Consider the following 17,872-nt stretch of genomic DNA (forward strand, 5'->3'; position numbering starts at 1 on the left):
GCTATGCCCCGACGGCGGCCGGCTCGCCCGTACGGGGCCGGGCCACCGTGCCGCGCCGGCCTCCCGACCGCAGCCGCTGCCGGACGCCCCTCACCAGCCGGCCCGCCGTGTACCCGGCGCCGAACACGAACCGCATCGACGGCCCGTACGACGGTGCCGTGAGCAGCCCGGCGAGGAAGAGCCCCGGCCACGACGACTCGAAGAGGCCGCCGACCTCCGGGGCGCCGACCGCGCCGACCGTCCGCAGCGCCCCGCGCAGCGCCGGGTCGAGCATCCCCGCCCGCGCCAGGCTCGGGGTGAAGCCGGTCGCGGCCACGACGTGGTCGGTCTCCAGGACCGTCGTCCCGCCGGGCCCGGTGACGTCGAGCCGGAGCCGCTCGTCCCCGGTGACGGCCGCCGAGGTGATCCGCTGCCCGAGCCGTACGTCCCCGACCGCCGCGAACCGCTCGCGCAGCCACCACGCGCCCGCCGGGCCCAGCGCCGAGTCGAAGATCCGCTCGCGGGTGGTGGCCGGAAGCCGCCGGAAGAGCCCCGGGGTGTCCGCGTAGAGCTTGTTGCGCCAGCCGCAGCCGAGGCCCGTGTGCGGGGCGCGCACCGTGCGCCACGGGCCGCGGTCGAGGGCCGGGGGCAGGGTGTTCCAGTTCAGCCGGTCCGCGCGGGCGACGATCCGGACGGTGGCGGCGCCCTGCTCGGTGAGGAGCGCGGCCGTCTCCAGGGCGGCCTGCCCGGCGCCGACGACGGTCACGTCCCGCCCGGTGAAGCGGTCGAGCCCGCCGTGGTGGCTGGAGTGGGTGACGTACCGCCGGGGGAGTCCCCGCAGCGGCCCGGGGATCTCCATGAAGGGCAGCACCCCGACGGCGAGGGCCACCGTCCGCGTACGGAGCGGCTCGCCGTCCTCCGTCCGCAGCGCGAAGCCCCCGGCCGCGGGCGCGACCGAGGCGATCAGGCGCTCGTCGAGGGCGGGCACCGCCTGGCGGGCGAACCACTCGCCGTACGAGGCGAAGAAGTCGACCGGCAGCGGCACGCCGTGCTCGGCGCGGACGCCCCGCGTCACGGCGTACGCGTCGAGTCCGTACACACCCTCCGGGTCGGAGAGGTGCGAGGCCCAGGGCTCCGACTTCAGGAACATGCCCGGGGGCATGGCGTGCCAGGACTCCATCGAGCGGCCGAAGGTCCGCAGCTTCAGCCCGTGGGCGGCCGCGTGCGCGGCCACGGACAGACCGTAGGGTCCGGCCCCGACGACCACCAGGTCGTACATCGACTTCGACATCGTGCCTTCCGCCTTCATCGTTCTCATCGTGGGGTGAGCTGGTCGGGGATGGTGCGGGCCGACTGCGCCGGGAGGGCGGCCGGCTGCCCGGTCCGGCCGGCCCGGAGCCGCCGGGACACGGCGCCGAGGGCCTTGCGCAGGAGGTGCGCGAGCCAGGCGAGGCCCATCGCGAGCGCGGGCGCCGGGTCGTCGGCCGCGCACCAGGCGCGCTCGGTGCGCGGCTGCCGCCCGGCGCCGGGCTCGGCCGCGTACCGGCGGCGCGGGGAGGTGACGAGCGAGAGCGCCGCGTAGTTCTCGACGACGAACCGGCGGCCGTACACCGGGGTGTGCGGCGGCACCGGACGGCCGGTCAGGTCCAGGTGCGCCGCCCGGACGACGTCCAGTCCCTCGGGGTCGGTGAAGAGCCGGAACTGCGCGCCGGGCCGGGGGTTGAAGTCGAGCAGGTGGTACGCGCCCGTGGACCGGTCCAGCCGGAAGTCCAGGTCGCACACGCCCCGGTAGCCGAGCGCGTCGAGCAGCTCGCGGGCCGTCCGGTCCACGACCGGGTTCGCCGCCCAGCGGCCCACGGCGGTGAGCCCGGCGCCGTCGGGCCAGGAGCGCTCCTTGCGTCCGGTGGCCCCCGTCGCGCAGCGGCCGGCGGAGTCCACGTACCCGTGGAAGAACCAGTCCAGGTCCCGGCCCGCCGGAAGGAGTTCCTGGAGCAGCAGCCGGCTGCCGGCCTCGGGAGTGCGGTCGTACAACTCCCGTACCTCCGCCAGGGACCGCACGATCGAGGTGCTGCGCAGCCCGCGGCCGGCCGGCAGCGACCAGGGCCTGCTCCACTTGGCGACCACCGGGAGACCGAGCGACCAGGCCATGGCGGCGGCCTCGTCGGCGCCGGTGGGCAGCTCGGTCCGCGGATGGGGCAGACCGAGCGCCGCGCAGGTCCTGGCGAGCCCGGCCTTGTCCGCGACCCGCAGCAGCTGCTCCTCGGTCTGCTCGGGCAGCAGGAAGCGCGGGGACAGCTCGGCGCGCCGCCGGGCCAGGGCGAGGGCGCTGACGTCGTCCAGGGGGAGGGCGAGCAAGGGATGTGAGGCCCCGTCGGGTGCCCGGCCGTCGGTGTCGTCGCTGATCTCGTCGGCAATGCGGACCAGCAGCTCCGTGAGCCCGGCGGAGGACGGTGTGGCCGGGCCCGTGCGAGCCGAGCGGAGATAGCGGGAACGGGCGACGGGACTGGTGCTCGATTCGATGACGGCATGGACCGGGATTCCCGCCCGTCCCAGTGATCGCGTGGCGCCGAGGGTGCCGTGGTGAAAGGGGTTCGGGTCGAGTCGCACGAGGACGGTGGGTACGCGGGAGTCGAAACTCTGACGGCGCGGCACGGCAGGCCCCTTCATCTCGGGTGCCCCAACTGGGCGATGAAATCCTCTAATGGACTACTGATCAGAGGAAAGCCGCGTTCACGGTCGGCTCATTAGGAATACTTTCGGAGTATCGGATTGACGGATCATCAAAATGCGAACGACGTTAAGGAGCGGCCATGGCAGCTGCACAGCGGAGAACATCGAGAGCGTGGCTGGGGGTGTTCACCGCCGGTCTCCTCGCCTCGGGCTCAGTCGTCCTGTCGTCCCCCGCCCACGCCACCGACTCCGTAACGACGAAGGACCCCGGACCGTCTCTCTCCAGCGCCATGGGAGCCTTCCTCGACTCGGGCGCGCTCGGGGTCGCCCGCATCGGGCAGCTCGAAAGATGGCTCGGCGGCCGCGAGCTACGCGTCGGCCACACCTACCTGCCGGGCGACCTCTGGAAGAACATCGAGGGCCCGCCCGGCTTCCTCGACGCCTGGGCGGACTGGCGCAACGAGCAGGACGACCGGCTGTTCGTCCTCAACGTCCCCATGCTGGAGCGGAACGAGGCCGGCGTCTCCGACTACGAGGTCCGCCGCCAGCTCCAGCTGGGCGCGGCCGGGTACTACGACCACCACTTCACGACCCTCGCCGAGCGGCTCGTCGAGCTCCGGGCGACCGACACCGTCATCGTCCTCGGCTGGGAGATGAACGGCACGACGTACACCCACCGGTGCGCGCCGGACCCCACGGCCTGGAAGAAGTACTGGACCCGCATCGTCACCGCGATGCGTTCCGTCCCCGGGCAGGAGTTCCGCTTCGACTTCAACCCGAGCCGCGGCCGCGACGCCGTCCCGTGGACCGAGTGCTACCCGGGCGACGACGTCGTCGACATCATCGGCATGGACTCGTACGACCAGCCGCCGGGAATGAGCTTCGACGAACACGTGAGCGAGCCGTACGGGCTCCAGAAGCAGGTCGATTTCGCCGCGGAGCACGGAAAGCAGATCTCCTACCCCGAATGGGGGCTCTTCCGTAACGGCGACAACCCCGTGTACATGCGGCGCATGCTGGAGTGGATGAAACAGCACAAGCCGCTGTACCACACGATCACGGATTACTGTCCGCACGGCGTTTGGCAGTGCGACGACAATCCGCGGTCGTCGCAGGTGTTCCGGCAGATGCTGTTCGGCGTGGAACCGGAGATCCCGGAGATCCCGGTGGATCCGGTGGACCCGATTGATCCTGTGGATCCGGTTGACCCCGTCGACCCGGTCGATCCCGTGGATCCCGTCGATCCTGTGGATCCGGTCGACCCGACCGACCCTGTCGAGCCGACAGACCCGACGGTCCCGGTGCCGAAGCCTGAGCCCAAGCCGGAACCGAAGCCGGAACCGAAGCCTGAGCCCAAGCCGGAACCGAAGCCGGAACCGAAGCCTGAGCCCAAGCCGGAACCGAAGCCTGAGCCGAAGCCTGAGCCCAAGCCGGAACCGAAGCCTGAGCCGAAGCCTGAGCCCAAGCCGGAACCGAAGCCTGAGCCGAAGCCTGAGCCCAAGCCCGAGCCGAAGCCGGAACCGAAGCCTGAGCCCAAGCCGGAACCGAAGCCCGAGCCCAAGCCCGAGCCGAAGCCTGAGCCCAAGCCGGAACCGAAGCCCGAGCCCAAGCCGGAACCGAAGCCCGAGCCCAAGCCGGAACCGAAGCCCGAGCCCAAGCCGGAACCCAAGCCCGACTGCTGGACCGTGAACCTCGGTTCGTGGGTGGAGAGTTGGATCGGTGGGCCCGTCTGCGTCCCGAAGGACTCCTGGAAGGACGAGGCCGACCTCGACTGGAAGGACGCGCTGAAGGGCGTCTGGCCCTTCTGACCGGACTCCGACGGATCCGAACGGCGGCGGAGGAAGATCATCCGCCGCCGTTCGGCGTCCGTCCGGGCAGTCGGGCCAGCGCCCGCCCCACCCAGGCCCGTTCCCGGGCCTGGCGGGCCGCCCAGCGGCGACCGTCGGCGGCGCCCGCGCGCAGCCACAGGAGCGGGGCCGTACGCCGTCCGGCGAGCATCAGCCGCTGGTTGCGGACGGCCTCGGGGCGCCAGTGCTGCTTGTACGCCTCGGTGCCGCGCAGCATGCTCAGCGTGCCCCGCCCGCCGGCGCTGGTCTCGTGGGCTCCGTGGCGGAGCAGCATCGTCGCCACGTCGACCTTGCGGGCCCGCAGCGCGGGGTCGGCTCCGTACAGGTAGCCGCCGGCGAGCCGGGGGGACATCAGGGTCAGGTCGGCGGCCACCACGTCCCCGGCGAGCCGGAACTCGGTGACCATCGCGTCCCCGCGCTCCACCATGGGCCGCACGGCCCGCGTGAGGTGCTGCGCGAAGCGCCGGCTGGTGTGCTCGGCGGTCACCCCCCGCCCCTGCCACTGAAGCTGATGAAGCCTCAGAAGGCGGTCGAGGGCGGCCGGCACCTCGTCGCCGGTGACGACGTGCGAGTCGATGCCGAGGGCGTCGAGCTTGCGGAGCTTCGCGCGGACCCGCTGGGCCTTCCCGGAGGGGATCCGTGCGAGCAGCCCCTCCATCGGGACGGCGGGCAGCTCCAGGCACAGCGAGTCGGGCAGCCGGCGGCGCGGCCCGCGCCAGTGGGCGGAGATCCGCTCGGTGGCCGCGCCGGGGCGCACCTCCCGCAGGTCGATGACCGCGCCCCGGGCCGCCCGGGCGAGCGCCCGGGCCAGGGCGGGCGCCGCCTCGGGGCAGTCGTCGTCGAGCAGCACGTCCGTGAAGTCGGTGATGGTGCCGCCGAGCTGGGTGAGGACGGGCAGCGGCCCGCGGGCCCGCATCAGGGGCGCGGCGGCGACGAGTTCACCGCCCTCCCGTCGTACGAGCACCACCCGCAGCGCACCGGGCCGGCCGTACGAGAGCCACCAGGAGTGCAGCCAGGAGTGGGACTGGAAGGGGGTGGCGGAGGAGCAGCGCCCGTACAGCGCCGTCCACTCGGCCGCCAGCCGCCCGAACCGCTCCTCGTCACGGCAGACCTCGGTCCGCAGGGCTCTCGGGGTCACACCGCCTCCGGTTCCGGCTGGTGCGAGGCGACCGCGGGGGCGGGCACGGCGGCGCTTCCGGCCATGGGGGTGCCTCCGACCGGGGCGGCGGCGGGCTGCCGGGAGTGCCGGGCCTCGCCGCGCGCCGCGCCGCGCTTCGGGCGGACGAGCAGGACCAGGCCGCCGAGGAGCCCGCCGGCACAGCCGCCGACGAGCGCGGAGAGCGGCGCGGACGGGGACACGGGGGAGACCGGCTTGGTGGCGCGCGAGAACTGCACGACCTTGACGCCCGTGCTGCCCGCGACGTGCGTGCTGTTGAGGACGAGCGCGCGGGCCACCCCGTCGGCCATGGACACGGCCTTCGCGGGCTTCTCGGCCCGGGCGGTGATCGAGATCATCGGCGCGTCCGGCGAGGTCGCGGCCTGCACGCTCTTGCGCAGCGTGTCGGCGGTGACGCCCGCCCACACCTGGGCGTCGCCGGTCACCGCGATGTCGGTGGCGACCCGCCCGTAGGCCTGGGCGAAGCCGAGCGCCGCCGCCGGGTCCGACTTCTCGGCCGGTACGACGATGACGTAGCTGATCGCCGCGTACTGCGGGGTCTTGAGCGCTCCGTATCCGCCGCCGAGGACCGCTCCGGCGAGGACGGCGGCGGGGAGCACGGCCCAGCGGCCCGGGAGACGGAGGCCGGCGGGCGGGAAGGTGCGGGTTGGGGTGGTGTTCATCGGGCGGGCTCTCTCACTTCGCGGGGGACGGGGTGCCGTGGACGGCCTGGTCGTAGAGGGACATCAACTGCCCTGCGCTGTGCGTGATGTCGTAGCGGCGGGCGGCCGCGGGCTGGGGGAGGCGGGTGAGCCGGGCGTCCCGGATGCCGCGCAGCGCGGAGACCAGCTCGGGCACGGACTCGCCGATCCGGCGCGCGCCCGGAGCCGCGTCCGGCGGCAGGTCGTCGATCGCGGGGCAGGCCACGTACAGCACGGGAAGGCCGGCGGCCAGCGCCTCGACGACCGCGAGCCCGAAGGTCTCGTCGGGGGACGTCGACACGAAGACGTCCATGGCGGACAGCAGTTCGGGCAGCGAGGGGCCGAGCGAGGTGACGGACGGCGGGTCCTCGCAGGCCCCGACGAGCAGCACCCGGTCGGCGGCCCCGCACTCCCGGGCGATCCGCAGCAGCTCCGCGCGGTGCTCGCCCTCGCCGACGAGGAGCAGCCGGGCCTCCGGCACCGAGGCCACGGCCCGGACGAGCCGGTCGAACCGCTTCCCGGGCGCGAGCCGCCCCACCCCGCCGACGACATGGGCGTCCTCGGGGATGCCGAGGACGCCCCGGGTGAGGCGGCGGGCGCGGGCGTCGAAGGCGAAGCGGCCGGTCTCGATGCCGTTGGGCACCACCCGGATACGGGCCGGGGGCACCCCCCAGTCGGCGAGGCGGCGGGCCACGCTGGGCGAGACGGCGACCGTGGACGTGCCGAGCCGCTCGGACGCCAGGTACAGGGCGCGGGTGCCCGCGGAGAGCGGGCGGCCCTCGATCTGGGCCTCGCCGAGGGAGTGCTCGGTGGCGATGACCCGCCGGACGCCGCCGAGCCGGGCCGCGAGCCTGCCGTACACGCATGCCCGGTAGAGGTGGGTGTGCACGAGGTCGTAGCGGCCCTGGCGGACGATCCGGGCGAGGCGGGGGAGCGCGCCGAGGTCACGGTTGCCGGCCATGCCCAGGTGGGTGACGGGGGTGCCGTCGGCCTCGATGCCCGCGGCGACCGCGCCCGGGTTGGTGAGGGTGACCACCCCGTGCTGGACCGGGAGGTGACGCAGCAGGAGCCGCAGCTGCTGCTCGGCGCCGCCGATGCCGAGCCCGGTGATGACGTGCAGGACCCTCATGGCGCACCGACCACGGCGGGTCCGGCCTGGGCCTGCGAGGGGAACACGTCGACGGGGTGGCGGCGGCGCAGCGGGTGCAGCACGCGCTTGGCGGTGAGCCGCCAGGACGTGTCGTCCTCGCCGATGTGGATGCGGGGCAGGGCGTACGCGCTGGTGTGCGGACCGGGGTCGATCGCGCAGGCGTGGCGGTAGCCGGCCTTCCGTACGGCGTGGATCACGCGCGGGTCGACCTTCCCGTACGGGTAGCAGAAGCCGTCCACGGTCTCGCCGGTCATCTCCTCGAGGAGCTCGCGGCTGCGCCGGGTCTCGTCCGCGAGCGCCGTGTCGTCGGCCTCGGTGAGGGCGACGTGGGTGAGGCCGTGGGAGCCGATCTCCATGCCGGCCTCCGCGATCCGCAGGATGCCGTCCTCGTCGAGGAGGCGTTTGCGCGGGCCGTTGGTGTCCCAGGCGTTCTCGCCGCCGAGCCGGCCCGGCAGGACGTACACGGTGGCGGTGAAGCCGTGACGGCGCAGCAGCGGCAGCGCCGAGTCGAGGAAGTCGGCGTAGCCGTCGTCGAAGGTGAGGCCGACGAGCCCCTTGGCGCGCCCGGCGGCGGTGGCGGCGAGCAGCTCCCGCACCGAGACCCCGCGCAGCCCCCGGTCGCCGAGCCAGTGCAGCTGCCGGGCGAAGCGGACGGGGGAGACGGTCACGTGGTACGGGTCGTCACCGGGGTCCGTGATCGAGTGGTACATCGCCACCCACAGGGGCGGTTTCACCCACAGGGGCGGCTTCGGCAGCAGTCGGCGCAGCGCGGTGGGGGCGGGCATGGTCGGTCCTCCGGGAGGCGGAGCGGGGCAGGGGCGGAATCTCCGGCGCCTTGGCGGCGCAGGCGATGAAGAGCAGGAAGACGCCGATGACGACCAGGGCGGCGACGGCGAGGGCGAGGGCGGGGGAGTCGATCCCGACCGAGCAGAGCCAGCCGGCGCCGGTGGCCCACGCGCCGGCGGTGGCGAGCCGGAGGAGACCCTCGCCGAGCCGGTCGACCTGGACGGGCACGGTCTGGCGGTGGGCGCCGCGCAGCAGCAGGACGGCGGAGCAGGTGATGCCGAGGGCATTCGCGGCGGCGATGCCGACGGCGCCCCAGTAGTGGGCGCCGGGGATCCCGGCGACGGTGGTCGTGGCGAGCCCGGCGGCCATCGCGGCGGCCGGGTACCAGAGGGGGCGGGCGGCGGAGAAGTAGCAGCGGACGAGGGCGCCGACCATGGTCTGGCCGAGGAGGCCGAGGGCGTAGACGCGCATGACGGCGGCGGTGGCGACCGTGTCCGTGCGGTCGAACTCTCCCCGCTCGAAGAGGAGTTCGACGATGCTGGGGGCGGCGGCGATCACCGTCGAGGCGCCGACGAGCACGACGACGGCGGCCAGCAGCAGATCCCGCTCGACCCGGCGGCGGGCCGCCTCGGTGTCGCCCGCCGCGAGCGCGCGGGCGACCACGGGGAAGCTGACCGTGCACAGCATCAGGGAGAGGATCATCGGCATCTGCGCGACCTTCTGCGCGTAGTTCAGATGCGAGATGGCCCCGGAGGGCAGCGGCGAGGCGAGGAACCGCTCGATCAGCGTCTGCGACTGGCGGCAGAGCGAGAAGGCGACGACCGGCGCGATGAGACCGAGGACCAGGATGCGCCCCTCCTGCCCGCCGTGCCCGCTCTCGGGCGCGAGCGCCGTCGGCTCCTCCTTCGGCACCGGGCGGGCCCGCAGCTCGCGGAGGAGCGAGGGGGCCTGCACGAGCACCATCAGGACCCCGCCGACCGCGACCCCGGCGGCGGCGGACCGCACCCCCCACGGCTCGCGCAGCACCAGGATCGTGCCGATGATGCCGACGTTGTACGCCACGTAGATCGAGGCCGGCGACAGGAAGCAGCCGTGCGCGCGGAGCGCGGCCGAGCAGTACCCGACCAGGGCGAAGGACAGCACGCAGGTCGCGGTCAGCCGGGTGCAGTCGACGGCGAGCTGCGGGTCGGGCAGGCCGGGCGCGAGGGCGGAGACGATGAGCGGCGCCGCCAGGACGAGTACGGCGGCGGCGACGGCGACGGCGACGGTGAGCCGCGGGAGCGTGCCGCGCACGAGGGCGCGCACCGGATCCCCGAACAGGCTGCCGGAGCGGCGGGCGAGGGCACGGGAGAAGGCGGGCACCAGGATCAGCGCGAGCGCGTCCTCGATGAGCAGCGTCGAGGCGAACTCGGGCACCGTCCACGCCACCAGGAACGCGTCGGTCTCGGCGCCCGCGCCGAAGTACCCGGCGAGGATCTGGTCGCGTACGAGCCCGAGCAGGGCTCCGAGGGCGGTGAGCCCGGCGGTCACGGCGGCGGCCTTCGCGAGGAAGCCCCGCCCCTGCACCCGGTCGGCCCCGGCCCGTACCCGCACCCGGGCGTGCGCCCGGCGCCCGCGCGGCGCCCGCACCCGTACCCCGTCCGCCCGTGCCCCGTCCGCCCGTACGGCGGAATCCGGCCCCCGTACGGCGGTCTCCGTCCCCCGCACGGCCGTCCCCGTCCCCACCCCCGCGCCCGCCCCCGGCAGCGCCGCGGCCTCCGGGGCCCACGGAGAGTCCGTGGGCCCCGGAGGCGCGGTCGGCCAGGGGTCGGCCAGCGGGGTGCCGCAGGGCGGCCGGGGAGCGGAGCGCGGAGCGCCGGGCCACGGGGTGTCCGTGGGCTCCGGCTCCCCGGCCCACGGGTCACGCACGCCGCACCTCCGCCAGCGACCACCAGGCCGCCAGACCGAACACGACCGACATCAGGACCGTCGACGGGCCGCCGATGTCCGCGTAGAAGAAGTCGATGAGCTGCCAGGACAGCAGGCCCGTCGCGACGAGCGCGCAGTCCGCGCCGAGGCGCCGCCGGCGCAGCGCGCCGACGAGCAGCGCCACCCAGCTGCCGGCCAGCGCGAACAGCCCCAGGAGGCCCTGCTCGCTGAGCACCAGCAGATACATGTTGTGCGGGGACAGCAGCGGCTGTCGCTGGAAGACGGCGCCCGCGCCCGCCGTGTCGCTTCCGGAGGACAGCGCGAGCGAGGCGTTCGAGTCGCGGTACGCGGGGAAGCCCTTGAGGCCGACACCCGTGACCGGCTCCGTGCTCCACATCCGCCCGGCCGCCGCCCACATCGTGTACCGGTCCGTCACCGACTGGTCCGGCGCCCCCGCCACCTGCGTGATGCTGGCGACCCGGTCCTTCACCATCGCCGAACCGATCCCGAGACCGCCGACGAGGACGACGCCGAGCGCCCCCGCCGCGAGCGCCACCCGCAGCGCCCGGCGCGGCCCGGCGAGCAGCAGCTGGATCCCGCAGGCGAGCACGGTCGCGATCCACGCGCCCCGGCTGAACGACAGCACCAGCGGCAGGAACAGCAGCCCCGCGCAGACCAGCGCCGCCGTCCGGATCCGGCCGGGGCCGCTGCCGAGCGCGATCCCGGTGACGATGACGAGCCCGTACGACACGACCGTCGCCATGCCCATCACGTCGGTCGGCCCGAAGGTGCCGACGGCCCGGATGTCCTCGCCCATGTACGAGGCGCCCGTACCGGTCAGGTACTGGAGCACGCCCACCGCGCCCTGGAGCAGCGCGAGCCCGACGAGACCCCAGGCGACGACGGCGAAGTCCCGCCGGTCGCGGATCATCAGGAGCACGGCCGCCGGGACGAGGACGAAGATCTGTACGTAGCGGGCGACGCCCGGCAGGCTCGCCGCCGGGTCGTTCGAGGTGATGGCGGCCAGACAGATCCCGAGGACGGGCAGGCCGAGGACGACGGCCGCCGCCCGGGTCAGCGGCCGGGCGCCGCCGCGCAGCACCCGCACGAAACAGATCAGGACGAGGAGCCCGGAGGCCGCGTCCGCGATCGTGCCCGTGCCACCGGTGCCGCCCTGCGCGCCGCCGCCGCCCGGGACGAGCAGCAGCGCGATCACGGCGAGGACCGGGGACAGCGCCCCGGCCCTGCGGGCCCAGTCCCGTACGTCGTCGCGGGCCCGGTCCCGTACGTCCTCGCGGGTCCGGTTCCTCGCGTCCGGGTCGACCGCCGGCACCGGCGTCACGGCCGTGGCCATCCTCAGCTCCCTGTGGGTCGGACGAGCCCGGCCGCCGTACGCAGCAGGATGCAGACGTCCTGCCAGAGCGACCAGTGGTCGATGTAGTGATTGTCGAAACGGCAGCGGTCCTCGATCGAGGTGTCGCCGCGCAGCCCGTGCACCTGCGCCAGTCCCGTCAGCCCCACCGGCATCCGGTGCCGGGCCGCATAACCGGCGTGGATCTTGCTGAACTGGGCGACGAAGTACGGGCGTTCGGGCCGGGGCCCGACCAGGCTCATGTCCCCGCGCAGGATGTTCCACAGCTGCGGCAGCTCGTCCAGCGAGCTCTTGCGCAGGAAACCGCCGGCCGCGCTCATCCGCCGGTCGCCCGCCACGTTCCAGCGGGTCGCCGACTCGGTGTCGTCGGTCGGCCGCAGCGTCCGGAACTTGAGGAGCGTGAAGTGGCGGCCGTGCTGGCCCACCCGCTCCTGCCGGAAGAGGACCCCCGGACCGTCCGAAAGGCGCACGGCGAGCGCGCACAGCAGCAGCACCGGCAGCGCGAGCGCGAGCGCGGGCGCGGCGAACGCGATGTCGAGCGCGCGCTTGGCGGTCAGCCCGCGGCGCTCGCCCAGCGGGACGATCCGGTGCCAGGCGTACCCCCAGACGTGCTCCCCCATCGGCCCGGCCCGCCGTTCGCCGCCCACCCGCCAGGTGGTGCAGCCGTAGTGCTGGAAGAGGTTCACGAGCCCCGGGTCGTCGTCGAGGAACACCGCGTCGCACACGCTGTTCTGGATGACGGCCCGGTGGATCTCCTCGGTCGTGGTGAGGACCGGAAGTCCGGCCTCCCCGACCGCCCGGGCGGCTCCGCCCTGCTCCGGCACGCCGACGATCCCGACCGGCCGCATCCCGTACTCGGGATGCTGGGAGGCCGCCGCGGCGAACCGGCGCGCGGCCCCCGTCCCGCCGATGACCAGCGCCGAGCGCGGACGCTCCCGCGCCACCCGCCGCCTGCGGGCAAGGAGCAGCGCGCGGACCAGGCACGTGACGGCGACGTGCGTGCCGTACGCGGCGCAGAGCCGCAGCGGCCCGAACGCCAGGGCGGGGGAGTACGCGGCGACGCCGGCCGCCGCCAGGCACCAGGCGACCCCGGCGCGGGAGGCGAGCGCGGGCAGCTCGTCGAGCAGCCGGGTGTGCGCGGCCGGCCGGTAGAGCCCGCCGTGCCCGTCGAGGACGAGGACGAGCGCCGCGATTGGCAGCAGCAGCCGGGCGTCGTGGTGCGCGGCGCTCAGCAGCGAGGCGGCGGCCAGGACGGCGAGGCAGTCGACCGCCACGAGCGGCCAGGCGCCGGACCGCCGCCGGGCGGGGCGGCGCGGCAGCGCGAGCCGGTCCGTCGTGGCGCGGCGCGGCGCGAGGGAGGCGAGGCCGAAGGCCTGGCCCGCCGTGGGCCAGGGCCCCGGCGAGGAGGGAACGCTGGTACTTTCCGTGGTCACTGCGCAATCGGCTCTCTGTGTTCGGCCCCCCGCACGCCGGCCAGTTCGCGGTAGACGTCCGCGACGGCCGCGCCGGTGCGCCGGACATCGAAACTGCTGAGTACGTGCTCGTGGGCCTCGCGGCCCAGACGGTGCCGCAGCTCCGGCCTGCCGAGGAGGCGGCCGAGAGCGGCGGCGAGCGCGGCCGGGTCCTCGGGCGGGACCAGGCACAGGGGTTCGTGGGCGGGCGGAAGGCTCTCGCGCGCGCCGTCGACATCGCTGACAACGACCGGCCGGCCGCTCGCCATGGCCTCCAGGGGCGCGAGCGCCATGCCCTCCCAGCGGGACGGCAGGACGACCACGTCGGCGGCCCGGTACCAGGGGACGGTGTCGTCGACGGCGCCGGTGAAGCGGACCGAGGGGCCCGCCGCGGCCCGCAACCGCTCGCCGTCCGGGCCGTCGCCGACCAGCACGAGGCGGGCCGTGGGCACCTCCGCGAGGACGGCGGGCCAGGCGGCGAGCAGCACGTCCTGCCCCTTCTGGCGGCAGAGCCGGCCCACGCAGACGACGGTGGGCACGGGGTTGCCGGGCGGGCCGCCGGTCGCGAACCGCGCCACGTCCACACCGTTGTGGACGACGGACCAGTCCGCCACGACCCCGGCGGCCTCGCCGGTACGGCGCTCGGCCTCGCTGACGCAGAGGATCCGGTCCGCCCAGCGGGCGCCGAACCGCTCCCAGCGGCGGGCGAGCGACGCGGTCGTCCCGGTGACCGCCTCGAAGGACCAGGCGTGCGGCTGGTACACCGTCGGAACCCGTCCGCGCAGGGCGAGTCGGGCGCACAGTCCGGCCTTGGCGCTGTGCGCGTGGACGAGACCGGGCCGGACGGAACGGATCACCCGGGCCAGCTCCCTCGTCTCGCGGACCAGTCGGGGACCGGGGTCCCGGCCGGCCCGCCAGTCGTGGGTCTCGGCACCCTCGGCGCGGACGGCGGCGGAGAGGGAGGTGCCCGGAGGGCAGGCGACCGCGACCCGCAGGCCGGCGGCGCGCTGGGCGCGGACCAGGTCGACGACGACACGGGCGACCCCGCCGTCACCGGGCTGGACCGCGTGCAGGACGGTGGCGGACACGGGGTCCGGCGCTTCCGGCGCTCGTGGAGGCCGCACGTCAGCGCCGGACGTCGGCCTGGAGGAAGAGCGCACCGAGCCAGACGGTGTCCTTCCGGCTGCCGAACCGGACATGGACACGGTCGCCCCCCTCGCGCAGCGCCCCCCGCAGATCGAAGACGTCGGAGTCGTACCCCAGAGTGTTCGTACCATCGGGATAACGGACCGTCCGACCGGTGCCGAATTCGGTGATGCTGGAGTTCATGGCATCGTCCGGAGAATTAGCGGAATCGGCCATTCGGACGCTCCGGGACGGGCTCGTTTCGACCGCCAGGTAATCACCGGAAGTGCCGCGGTCACCGTCATAGGCGATCACCCCGAGCCGTCCGCCCGCGCCCTTCGGATAACGCTTTCCGTCGACCGGGACGCGCAGCTCACCGTCCCCCGGCCCGACCGTTTCGAAACCGTCCCAGACGGCCAGTCGGCGCAGCGGTTCCGAGGCCTTCTCGTACGCGGCGACGAGCGTCCAGCCGCCCCAGCCGCCCACCTTCGAACGCCCCATGGCCACATTGACCTGGCCGACCGTCCACTGGCCCGAGCGGGCCGAGCGGACGAGCTCGGTGACGTCGGCGGAGGCCTGGAAGGCGTCGGCGCCGCCGGCGGTGCGGTGACCGATCAGGGTGTCGGCGAGCAGCGCCTTGTACTGTCCGCCGGGCTCGGCGATCAGGACGCGCCCGTTGTCCGCGGGCGGCTTCTGCTCGCCCACCCGCAGGTTCCCGCCCCAGTACAGACGGGCCCAGCTCACCCGGGCGCCCGACGGCACCGGGAGCTCGGCACGGCTGGAGTTGTACGTGTGGGGGTCGCCGTCGACGTCGACGTACGCGATCGAGGCGTCGTCGTTGACCGACTCGGTGCCCTTCACGCCCTTCGCCGAGGTGTTGGCGGCCCGCACGATCCCGCCGTGCTGCTCGGCCTCGTAGCGCGGGGCGAAGGGGACGCGGGAGGCCTCACCGGGCCGGGGCGCGGCGGCGGAGGCGACCGGCAGCGCGGCGGACAGGACCGCACACGACAGGGCGCACACCACACTGCGACGCACAGCAGGAAACGCTGAATTCCGCATACAGGTTCTCCGCTTTGATGAGAGGAGGAAGGGAAGACCGGAGAAGGCCGGGAGAGGGGGAGGTGTCGTCCGCACGGAATGGGTGAACGCGCGGTCGGCCCGGAAGCAACGTTCGGGAACGTTATAACCCCGACGCGGGGCGATAGTAAGCATTAGATGCTCGGAAACGCTAACTCCCGTATCTGCGCGGCAGGTTCCTCGTTGAGCGTGTTGCGCCATTCCACGCCCAGTCGCTCCAATGGCCCTCTTATGGCCCAAAGATCGGTTGAACGTCACCCGTTCGGGAGAGCAACCGATGAAAGGTCGATGCGTTGTTGAGAGAGCCGGGCCGAACAGTCCGCGCAGTCCGAGTTGGATGAATTCGATCGAGGAGCACTTCCCCATGTCCCGTATCGCCAAGGCCGTTGTCCTGACCGTCGGTGCCGCCGCCGCGGTCGCCGGTGCCGCCGGTGTCGCCGCCGCCGACTCCATCGCCGAGGGTGCGGCCGTGAAGTCCCCGGGTGTCGGCTCCGGCAACGTCGTCCAGGTCCCGGTCCACATCCCGGTCAACGTCTGCGGTAACACCGTCAGCGTCATCGGCGCGCTGAACCCGACCTTCGGCAACTTCTGCGCCAACGTCTGATCTCGCACAGCGGATCGGTCCTTCCGAAGCCGGTGCGCCCACCCCGATCGGGGTGGGCGCACCGGCTTTTTCCTTGCGGGGACTGGTGGGCTACTCGTTCGGCCGCACCGTCGTGCGCCGTTCGGTGCAACGGCGTACGCCCCTTCGAGGGGCAGGCCAGAAGGGTGGATTCACTCGAACGGAGACGTGGCGCTCAGTAGTTCCCCGGTTGCGGAGGGCTATACCCGCAGGCACGGTGGGAGAGAAGTTGTCCGACGCATAAGGAAAAGGAACACATATGCGTCCCCTGGCTACACGCCGATTCACCGCCCTGGCGATATCCGCCGCCATCACCCTCGGCGCGGCGGGACCCGCCGTCGCCGGCGAACACCATCCGTCCTCCGCGGCCGACCGGGCCGCCCACGCGCCCCTCCCCGAAGCCGCCGCCCTGTTGACCCAGGCCGAGGCCCTCGGCGAGCTCGGCTCGGTGACGACCCCCGTGACCGAACTCGTCACGGCCGCCCTCAAGGCCGACGCGGGCCAGCTGCCCGCGACCGACGCCGACGCCCTCAAGGCGAAGATCGCGGCGGCCGTCGAGCAGGCCAAGGAAACGGCCCCCGCGCCACTGCCGGACACCCCAGCCCCGGACCTCCCCGCGCCGGATCTCCCGGCCCCGGACCTCCCCGCGCCGGATCTCCCGGCTCCGGACCTCCCCGCGCCTGACCTTCCCGTGAAGCCGCCGGTGAGCCTGCCCGTCGCCGCCGGTGCGAAGGCCACCGCCGCGCCCGCGGACATCGTGGACGACGCCCTCGCCACGGTCGAGAAGGCCGTCGCCGGACTGCTCGCCGCCGTCACCTCGGGCGACGCCGGCGGAGTCGTACCGCAGGTGACCGCGACCCTGACGTCACTGGTCAATCTGGCCGTCGCCACCGTGCTCGGCAGCGGTCTGCCCGCACCGGACCTGGCCGGACTGCCCGCACTCCCGGCGCTCCCGGTCACCGCGCCGGAGCTGCCGGTCGACCCGCCCGAGCTGCCGGTCGACCCGCCCGAGCTGCCGGTCGACGCGCCCGTGAAGCCGCCGGTCGACGTCCCCGATCTGCCGGTCAAGCCCCCGCTTCCCGTCAGGTAGTCCCCGCGAAGGCCCGTACCGGCCCGGCGTCCGCCGAACCGGTACGGGCCTTCGCGCGCGACAAATAGCACCGGTCGACATCGATCGGGTGCAGTGTCGAGAAATCCTTCCTCCCGGAGTTTCCGGGGAGCGCACCTCTCGTTACAGAAGGCAGAACGACACACGGGATTCGGCCAAAAACCCTGTGTGGAACGTGACTTGAAAGAACAGAGGAAGGATTCTCCCCATGAAGTCCACCAAGGTCGCCGCGATCGTCGCCGGTTCGCTCGTGGCGCTGGGTGCCGCCGCGCCCGCCATGGCCACGGAGGCGCTGACCCCCACCAGCCTGAACGGTGGCCTGGAGGCGATCGCCGCCAATGGGCTGAAGACGGACATGCTGAGCAGCACCACGGACGGCTCCCCGGTGAAGACCGCCACGGACACCCTGGGGCAGCTCAACGAGGCCGGCAAGGGCGGCTCCGCGCTGCTCGGCGGCCTCCCGCTGGGCGGCTGATCGAATGATTTTCTGATCGGCCGCCGTGTGGCCCCCGCTTGACGTGGGGCCCCGCTCCCTACTGTCTGGTCCATTCCACGCGAACGTCGGCGTGGACTGGCCGGTCGGAGCGAGGGGGGATCCTCGCCGGTCTCTCCCTTTCTCCAGAGGAAGAGCGGTATGCGGTCCATCATCAGCAGGAAAGTACTCACCGCGGCGGCAGCGACCGGCATCCTGTCGCTGACCGGCGGATTCGCGCTAGCCGCCAACTCCCATGCCGGTACGGGCGATTCCCCCGGTCCCGGCACGGCGGGTCAGGTCCAGGGCCCCCTGCCCGCGGACGTCTGCGGCAAGAGCATGGAGCTCGGCGGCTTCGTCGCGGCGGCCGTCGGCGACCTCTGCGCCCAGGCGGGGGAACCCGGCGGCTACGGCGACGAGCCGGGCGAGCCGACCCATCCCCCGACGA

Annotated in this window: 15 protein-coding genes and 1 pseudogene; 5 read left to right on the plus strand and 11 right to left on the minus strand. The window is 73.9% G+C overall.

All coding sequences use genetic code 11. The features are described from left to right. Position 1: 1 nt before the first annotated feature. Both ACFWWU_RS11005 and ACFWWU_RS11010 read right to left on the minus strand, forming a co-directional pair. Entirely contained in the window at positions 2-1,258 is a 1,257-nt protein-coding gene (locus ACFWWU_RS11005; protein WP_384142881.1) for an FAD-dependent oxidoreductase, read from the minus strand. 35 nt (positions 1,259-1,293) lie between these two features. Beyond that, positions 1,294-2,631 (minus strand): ATP-grasp domain-containing protein, encoded by a 1,338-nt coding sequence (locus ACFWWU_RS11010; RefSeq protein ID WP_384142243.1) that lies wholly within the window; start codon positions 2,629-2,631, stop codon positions 1,294-1,296. A gap of 158 nt (positions 2,632-2,789) precedes the next feature. On the opposite strand from ACFWWU_RS11010, the gene ACFWWU_RS11015 reads away from it, so the two are divergent. Next, complete coding sequence (locus ACFWWU_RS11015; protein WP_384142246.1) at positions 2,790-4,457, plus strand: glycoside hydrolase family 26 protein; 1,668 nt, start codon at positions 2,790-2,792, stop codon at positions 4,455-4,457. 37 nt (positions 4,458-4,494) lie between these two features. On the opposite strand, the gene ACFWWU_RS11020 is transcribed toward ACFWWU_RS11015, so the two are convergent. The 9 genes from ACFWWU_RS11020 to ACFWWU_RS11060 form a co-directional block, all read right to left on the minus strand. Then, positions 4,495-5,634: a GNAT family N-acetyltransferase gene (locus ACFWWU_RS11020; protein WP_384142249.1), complete on the minus strand. Its 1,140-nt coding sequence runs from the start codon at positions 5,632-5,634 to the stop codon at positions 4,495-4,497. Further along, positions 5,631-6,335 (minus strand): lipopolysaccharide biosynthesis protein, encoded by a 705-nt coding sequence (locus ACFWWU_RS11025; protein ID WP_384142252.1) that lies wholly within the window; start codon positions 6,333-6,335, stop codon positions 5,631-5,633. Before ACFWWU_RS11025 ends, ACFWWU_RS11020 begins: the two co-directional genes overlap by 4 nt. A gap of 13 nt (positions 6,336-6,348) precedes the next feature. After that, positions 6,349-7,482 carry a glycosyltransferase gene (locus ACFWWU_RS11030; protein WP_384142255.1) on the minus strand — a complete coding sequence of 378 codons (1,134 nt, stop codon included), beginning with the start codon at positions 7,480-7,482 and terminating at the stop codon, positions 6,349-6,351. Beyond that, positions 7,479-8,288, minus strand: coding sequence for a polysaccharide deacetylase family protein (locus tag ACFWWU_RS11035; protein WP_384142258.1), 810 nt, complete (start codon positions 8,286-8,288; stop codon positions 7,479-7,481). The genes ACFWWU_RS11030 and ACFWWU_RS11035 overlap by 4 nt, the downstream gene beginning before the upstream one ends. Beyond that, complete coding sequence (locus ACFWWU_RS11040; protein ID WP_384142885.1) at positions 8,185-9,918, minus strand: lipid II flippase MurJ; 1,734 nt, start codon at positions 9,916-9,918, stop codon at positions 8,185-8,187. The genes ACFWWU_RS11035 and ACFWWU_RS11040 overlap by 104 nt, the downstream gene beginning before the upstream one ends. A gap of 271 nt (positions 9,919-10,189) precedes the next feature. After that, a complete protein-coding gene (locus ACFWWU_RS11045; protein ID WP_384142261.1) occupies positions 10,190-11,551 on the minus strand; it encodes an O-antigen ligase family protein in 1,362 nt (453 codons plus the stop codon). 2 nt (positions 11,552-11,553) lie between these two features. After that, entirely contained in the window at positions 11,554-13,002 is a 1,449-nt protein-coding gene (locus ACFWWU_RS11050; RefSeq protein ID WP_384142264.1) for a sugar transferase, read from the minus strand. Then, the gene (locus ACFWWU_RS11055; protein ID WP_384142267.1) at positions 12,999-14,180 is read right to left on the minus strand and encodes a glycosyltransferase; all 1,182 of its coding nucleotides are present in this window, start codon (positions 14,178-14,180) and stop codon (positions 12,999-13,001) included. The genes ACFWWU_RS11050 and ACFWWU_RS11055 overlap by 4 nt, the downstream gene beginning before the upstream one ends. Continuing rightward, complete coding sequence (locus tag ACFWWU_RS11060; protein WP_384142270.1) at positions 14,146-15,180, minus strand: DUF3344 domain-containing protein; 1,035 nt, start codon at positions 15,178-15,180, stop codon at positions 14,146-14,148. The genes ACFWWU_RS11055 and ACFWWU_RS11060 overlap by 35 nt, the downstream gene beginning before the upstream one ends. A 406-nt stretch (positions 15,181-15,586) precedes the next feature. Between ACFWWU_RS11060 and ACFWWU_RS11065 the strand changes: the two genes are divergently transcribed. The 4 genes and pseudogenes from ACFWWU_RS11065 to ACFWWU_RS11080 form a co-directional block, all read left to right on the plus strand. Further along, on the plus strand, positions 15,587-15,826 hold the full coding sequence (locus tag ACFWWU_RS11065) for a chaplin (protein WP_055646045.1): 240 nt from the start codon (positions 15,587-15,589) through the stop codon (positions 15,824-15,826). A gap of 277 nt (positions 15,827-16,103) precedes the next feature. Then, positions 16,104-16,934, plus strand: a complete 831-nt coding sequence (locus ACFWWU_RS11070; RefSeq protein ID WP_384142274.1) for a hypothetical protein — start codon at positions 16,104-16,106, stop codon at positions 16,932-16,934. Between the two features lie 226 nt (positions 16,935-17,160). Beyond that, positions 17,161-17,427: a hypothetical protein gene (locus ACFWWU_RS11075; RefSeq protein ID WP_384142277.1), complete on the plus strand. Its 267-nt coding sequence runs from the start codon at positions 17,161-17,163 to the stop codon at positions 17,425-17,427. Positions 17,428-17,586: 159 nt separating this feature from the next. Beyond that, positions 17,587-17,872 (plus strand): annotated as a pseudogene (locus ACFWWU_RS11080) (hypothetical protein); the annotation flags it as partial.

It is taken from the genome of Streptomyces sp. NPDC058650 (genome assembly GCF_042717315.1).
Lineage (GTDB): Bacteria > Actinomycetota > Actinomycetes > Streptomycetales > Streptomycetaceae > Streptomyces.

Bases quoted from the DNA above. Each gene is read 5' to 3' on its own strand.
- ACFWWU_RS11025 (WP_384142252.1), bottom strand. From the start codon at position 6,335: ATGAACACCACCCCAACCCGCACCTTCCCGCCCGCCGGCCTCCGTCTC.
- ACFWWU_RS11035 (WP_384142258.1), bottom strand. From the start codon at position 8,288: ATGCCCGCCCCCACCGCGCTGCGCCGACTGCTGCCGAAGCCGCCCCTG.
- ACFWWU_RS11070 (WP_384142274.1), top strand. From the start codon at position 16,104: ATGCGTCCCCTGGCTACACGCCGATTCACCGCCCTGGCGATATCCGCC.
- ACFWWU_RS11015 (WP_384142246.1), top strand. From the start codon at position 2,790: ATGGCAGCTGCACAGCGGAGAACATCGAGAGCGTGGCTGGGGGTGTTC.
- ACFWWU_RS11075 (WP_384142277.1), top strand. From the start codon at position 17,161: ATGAAGTCCACCAAGGTCGCCGCGATCGTCGCCGGTTCGCTCGTGGCG.
- ACFWWU_RS11065 (WP_055646045.1), top strand. From the start codon at position 15,587: ATGTCCCGTATCGCCAAGGCCGTTGTCCTGACCGTCGGTGCCGCCGCC.
- ACFWWU_RS11045 (WP_384142261.1), bottom strand. From the start codon at position 11,551: ATGGCCACGGCCGTGACGCCGGTGCCGGCGGTCGACCCGGACGCGAGG.
- ACFWWU_RS11005 (WP_384142881.1), bottom strand. From the start codon at position 1,258: ATGTACGACCTGGTGGTCGTCGGGGCCGGACCCTACGGTCTGTCCGTG.
- ACFWWU_RS11030 (WP_384142255.1), bottom strand. From the start codon at position 7,482: ATGAGGGTCCTGCACGTCATCACCGGGCTCGGCATCGGCGGCGCCGAG.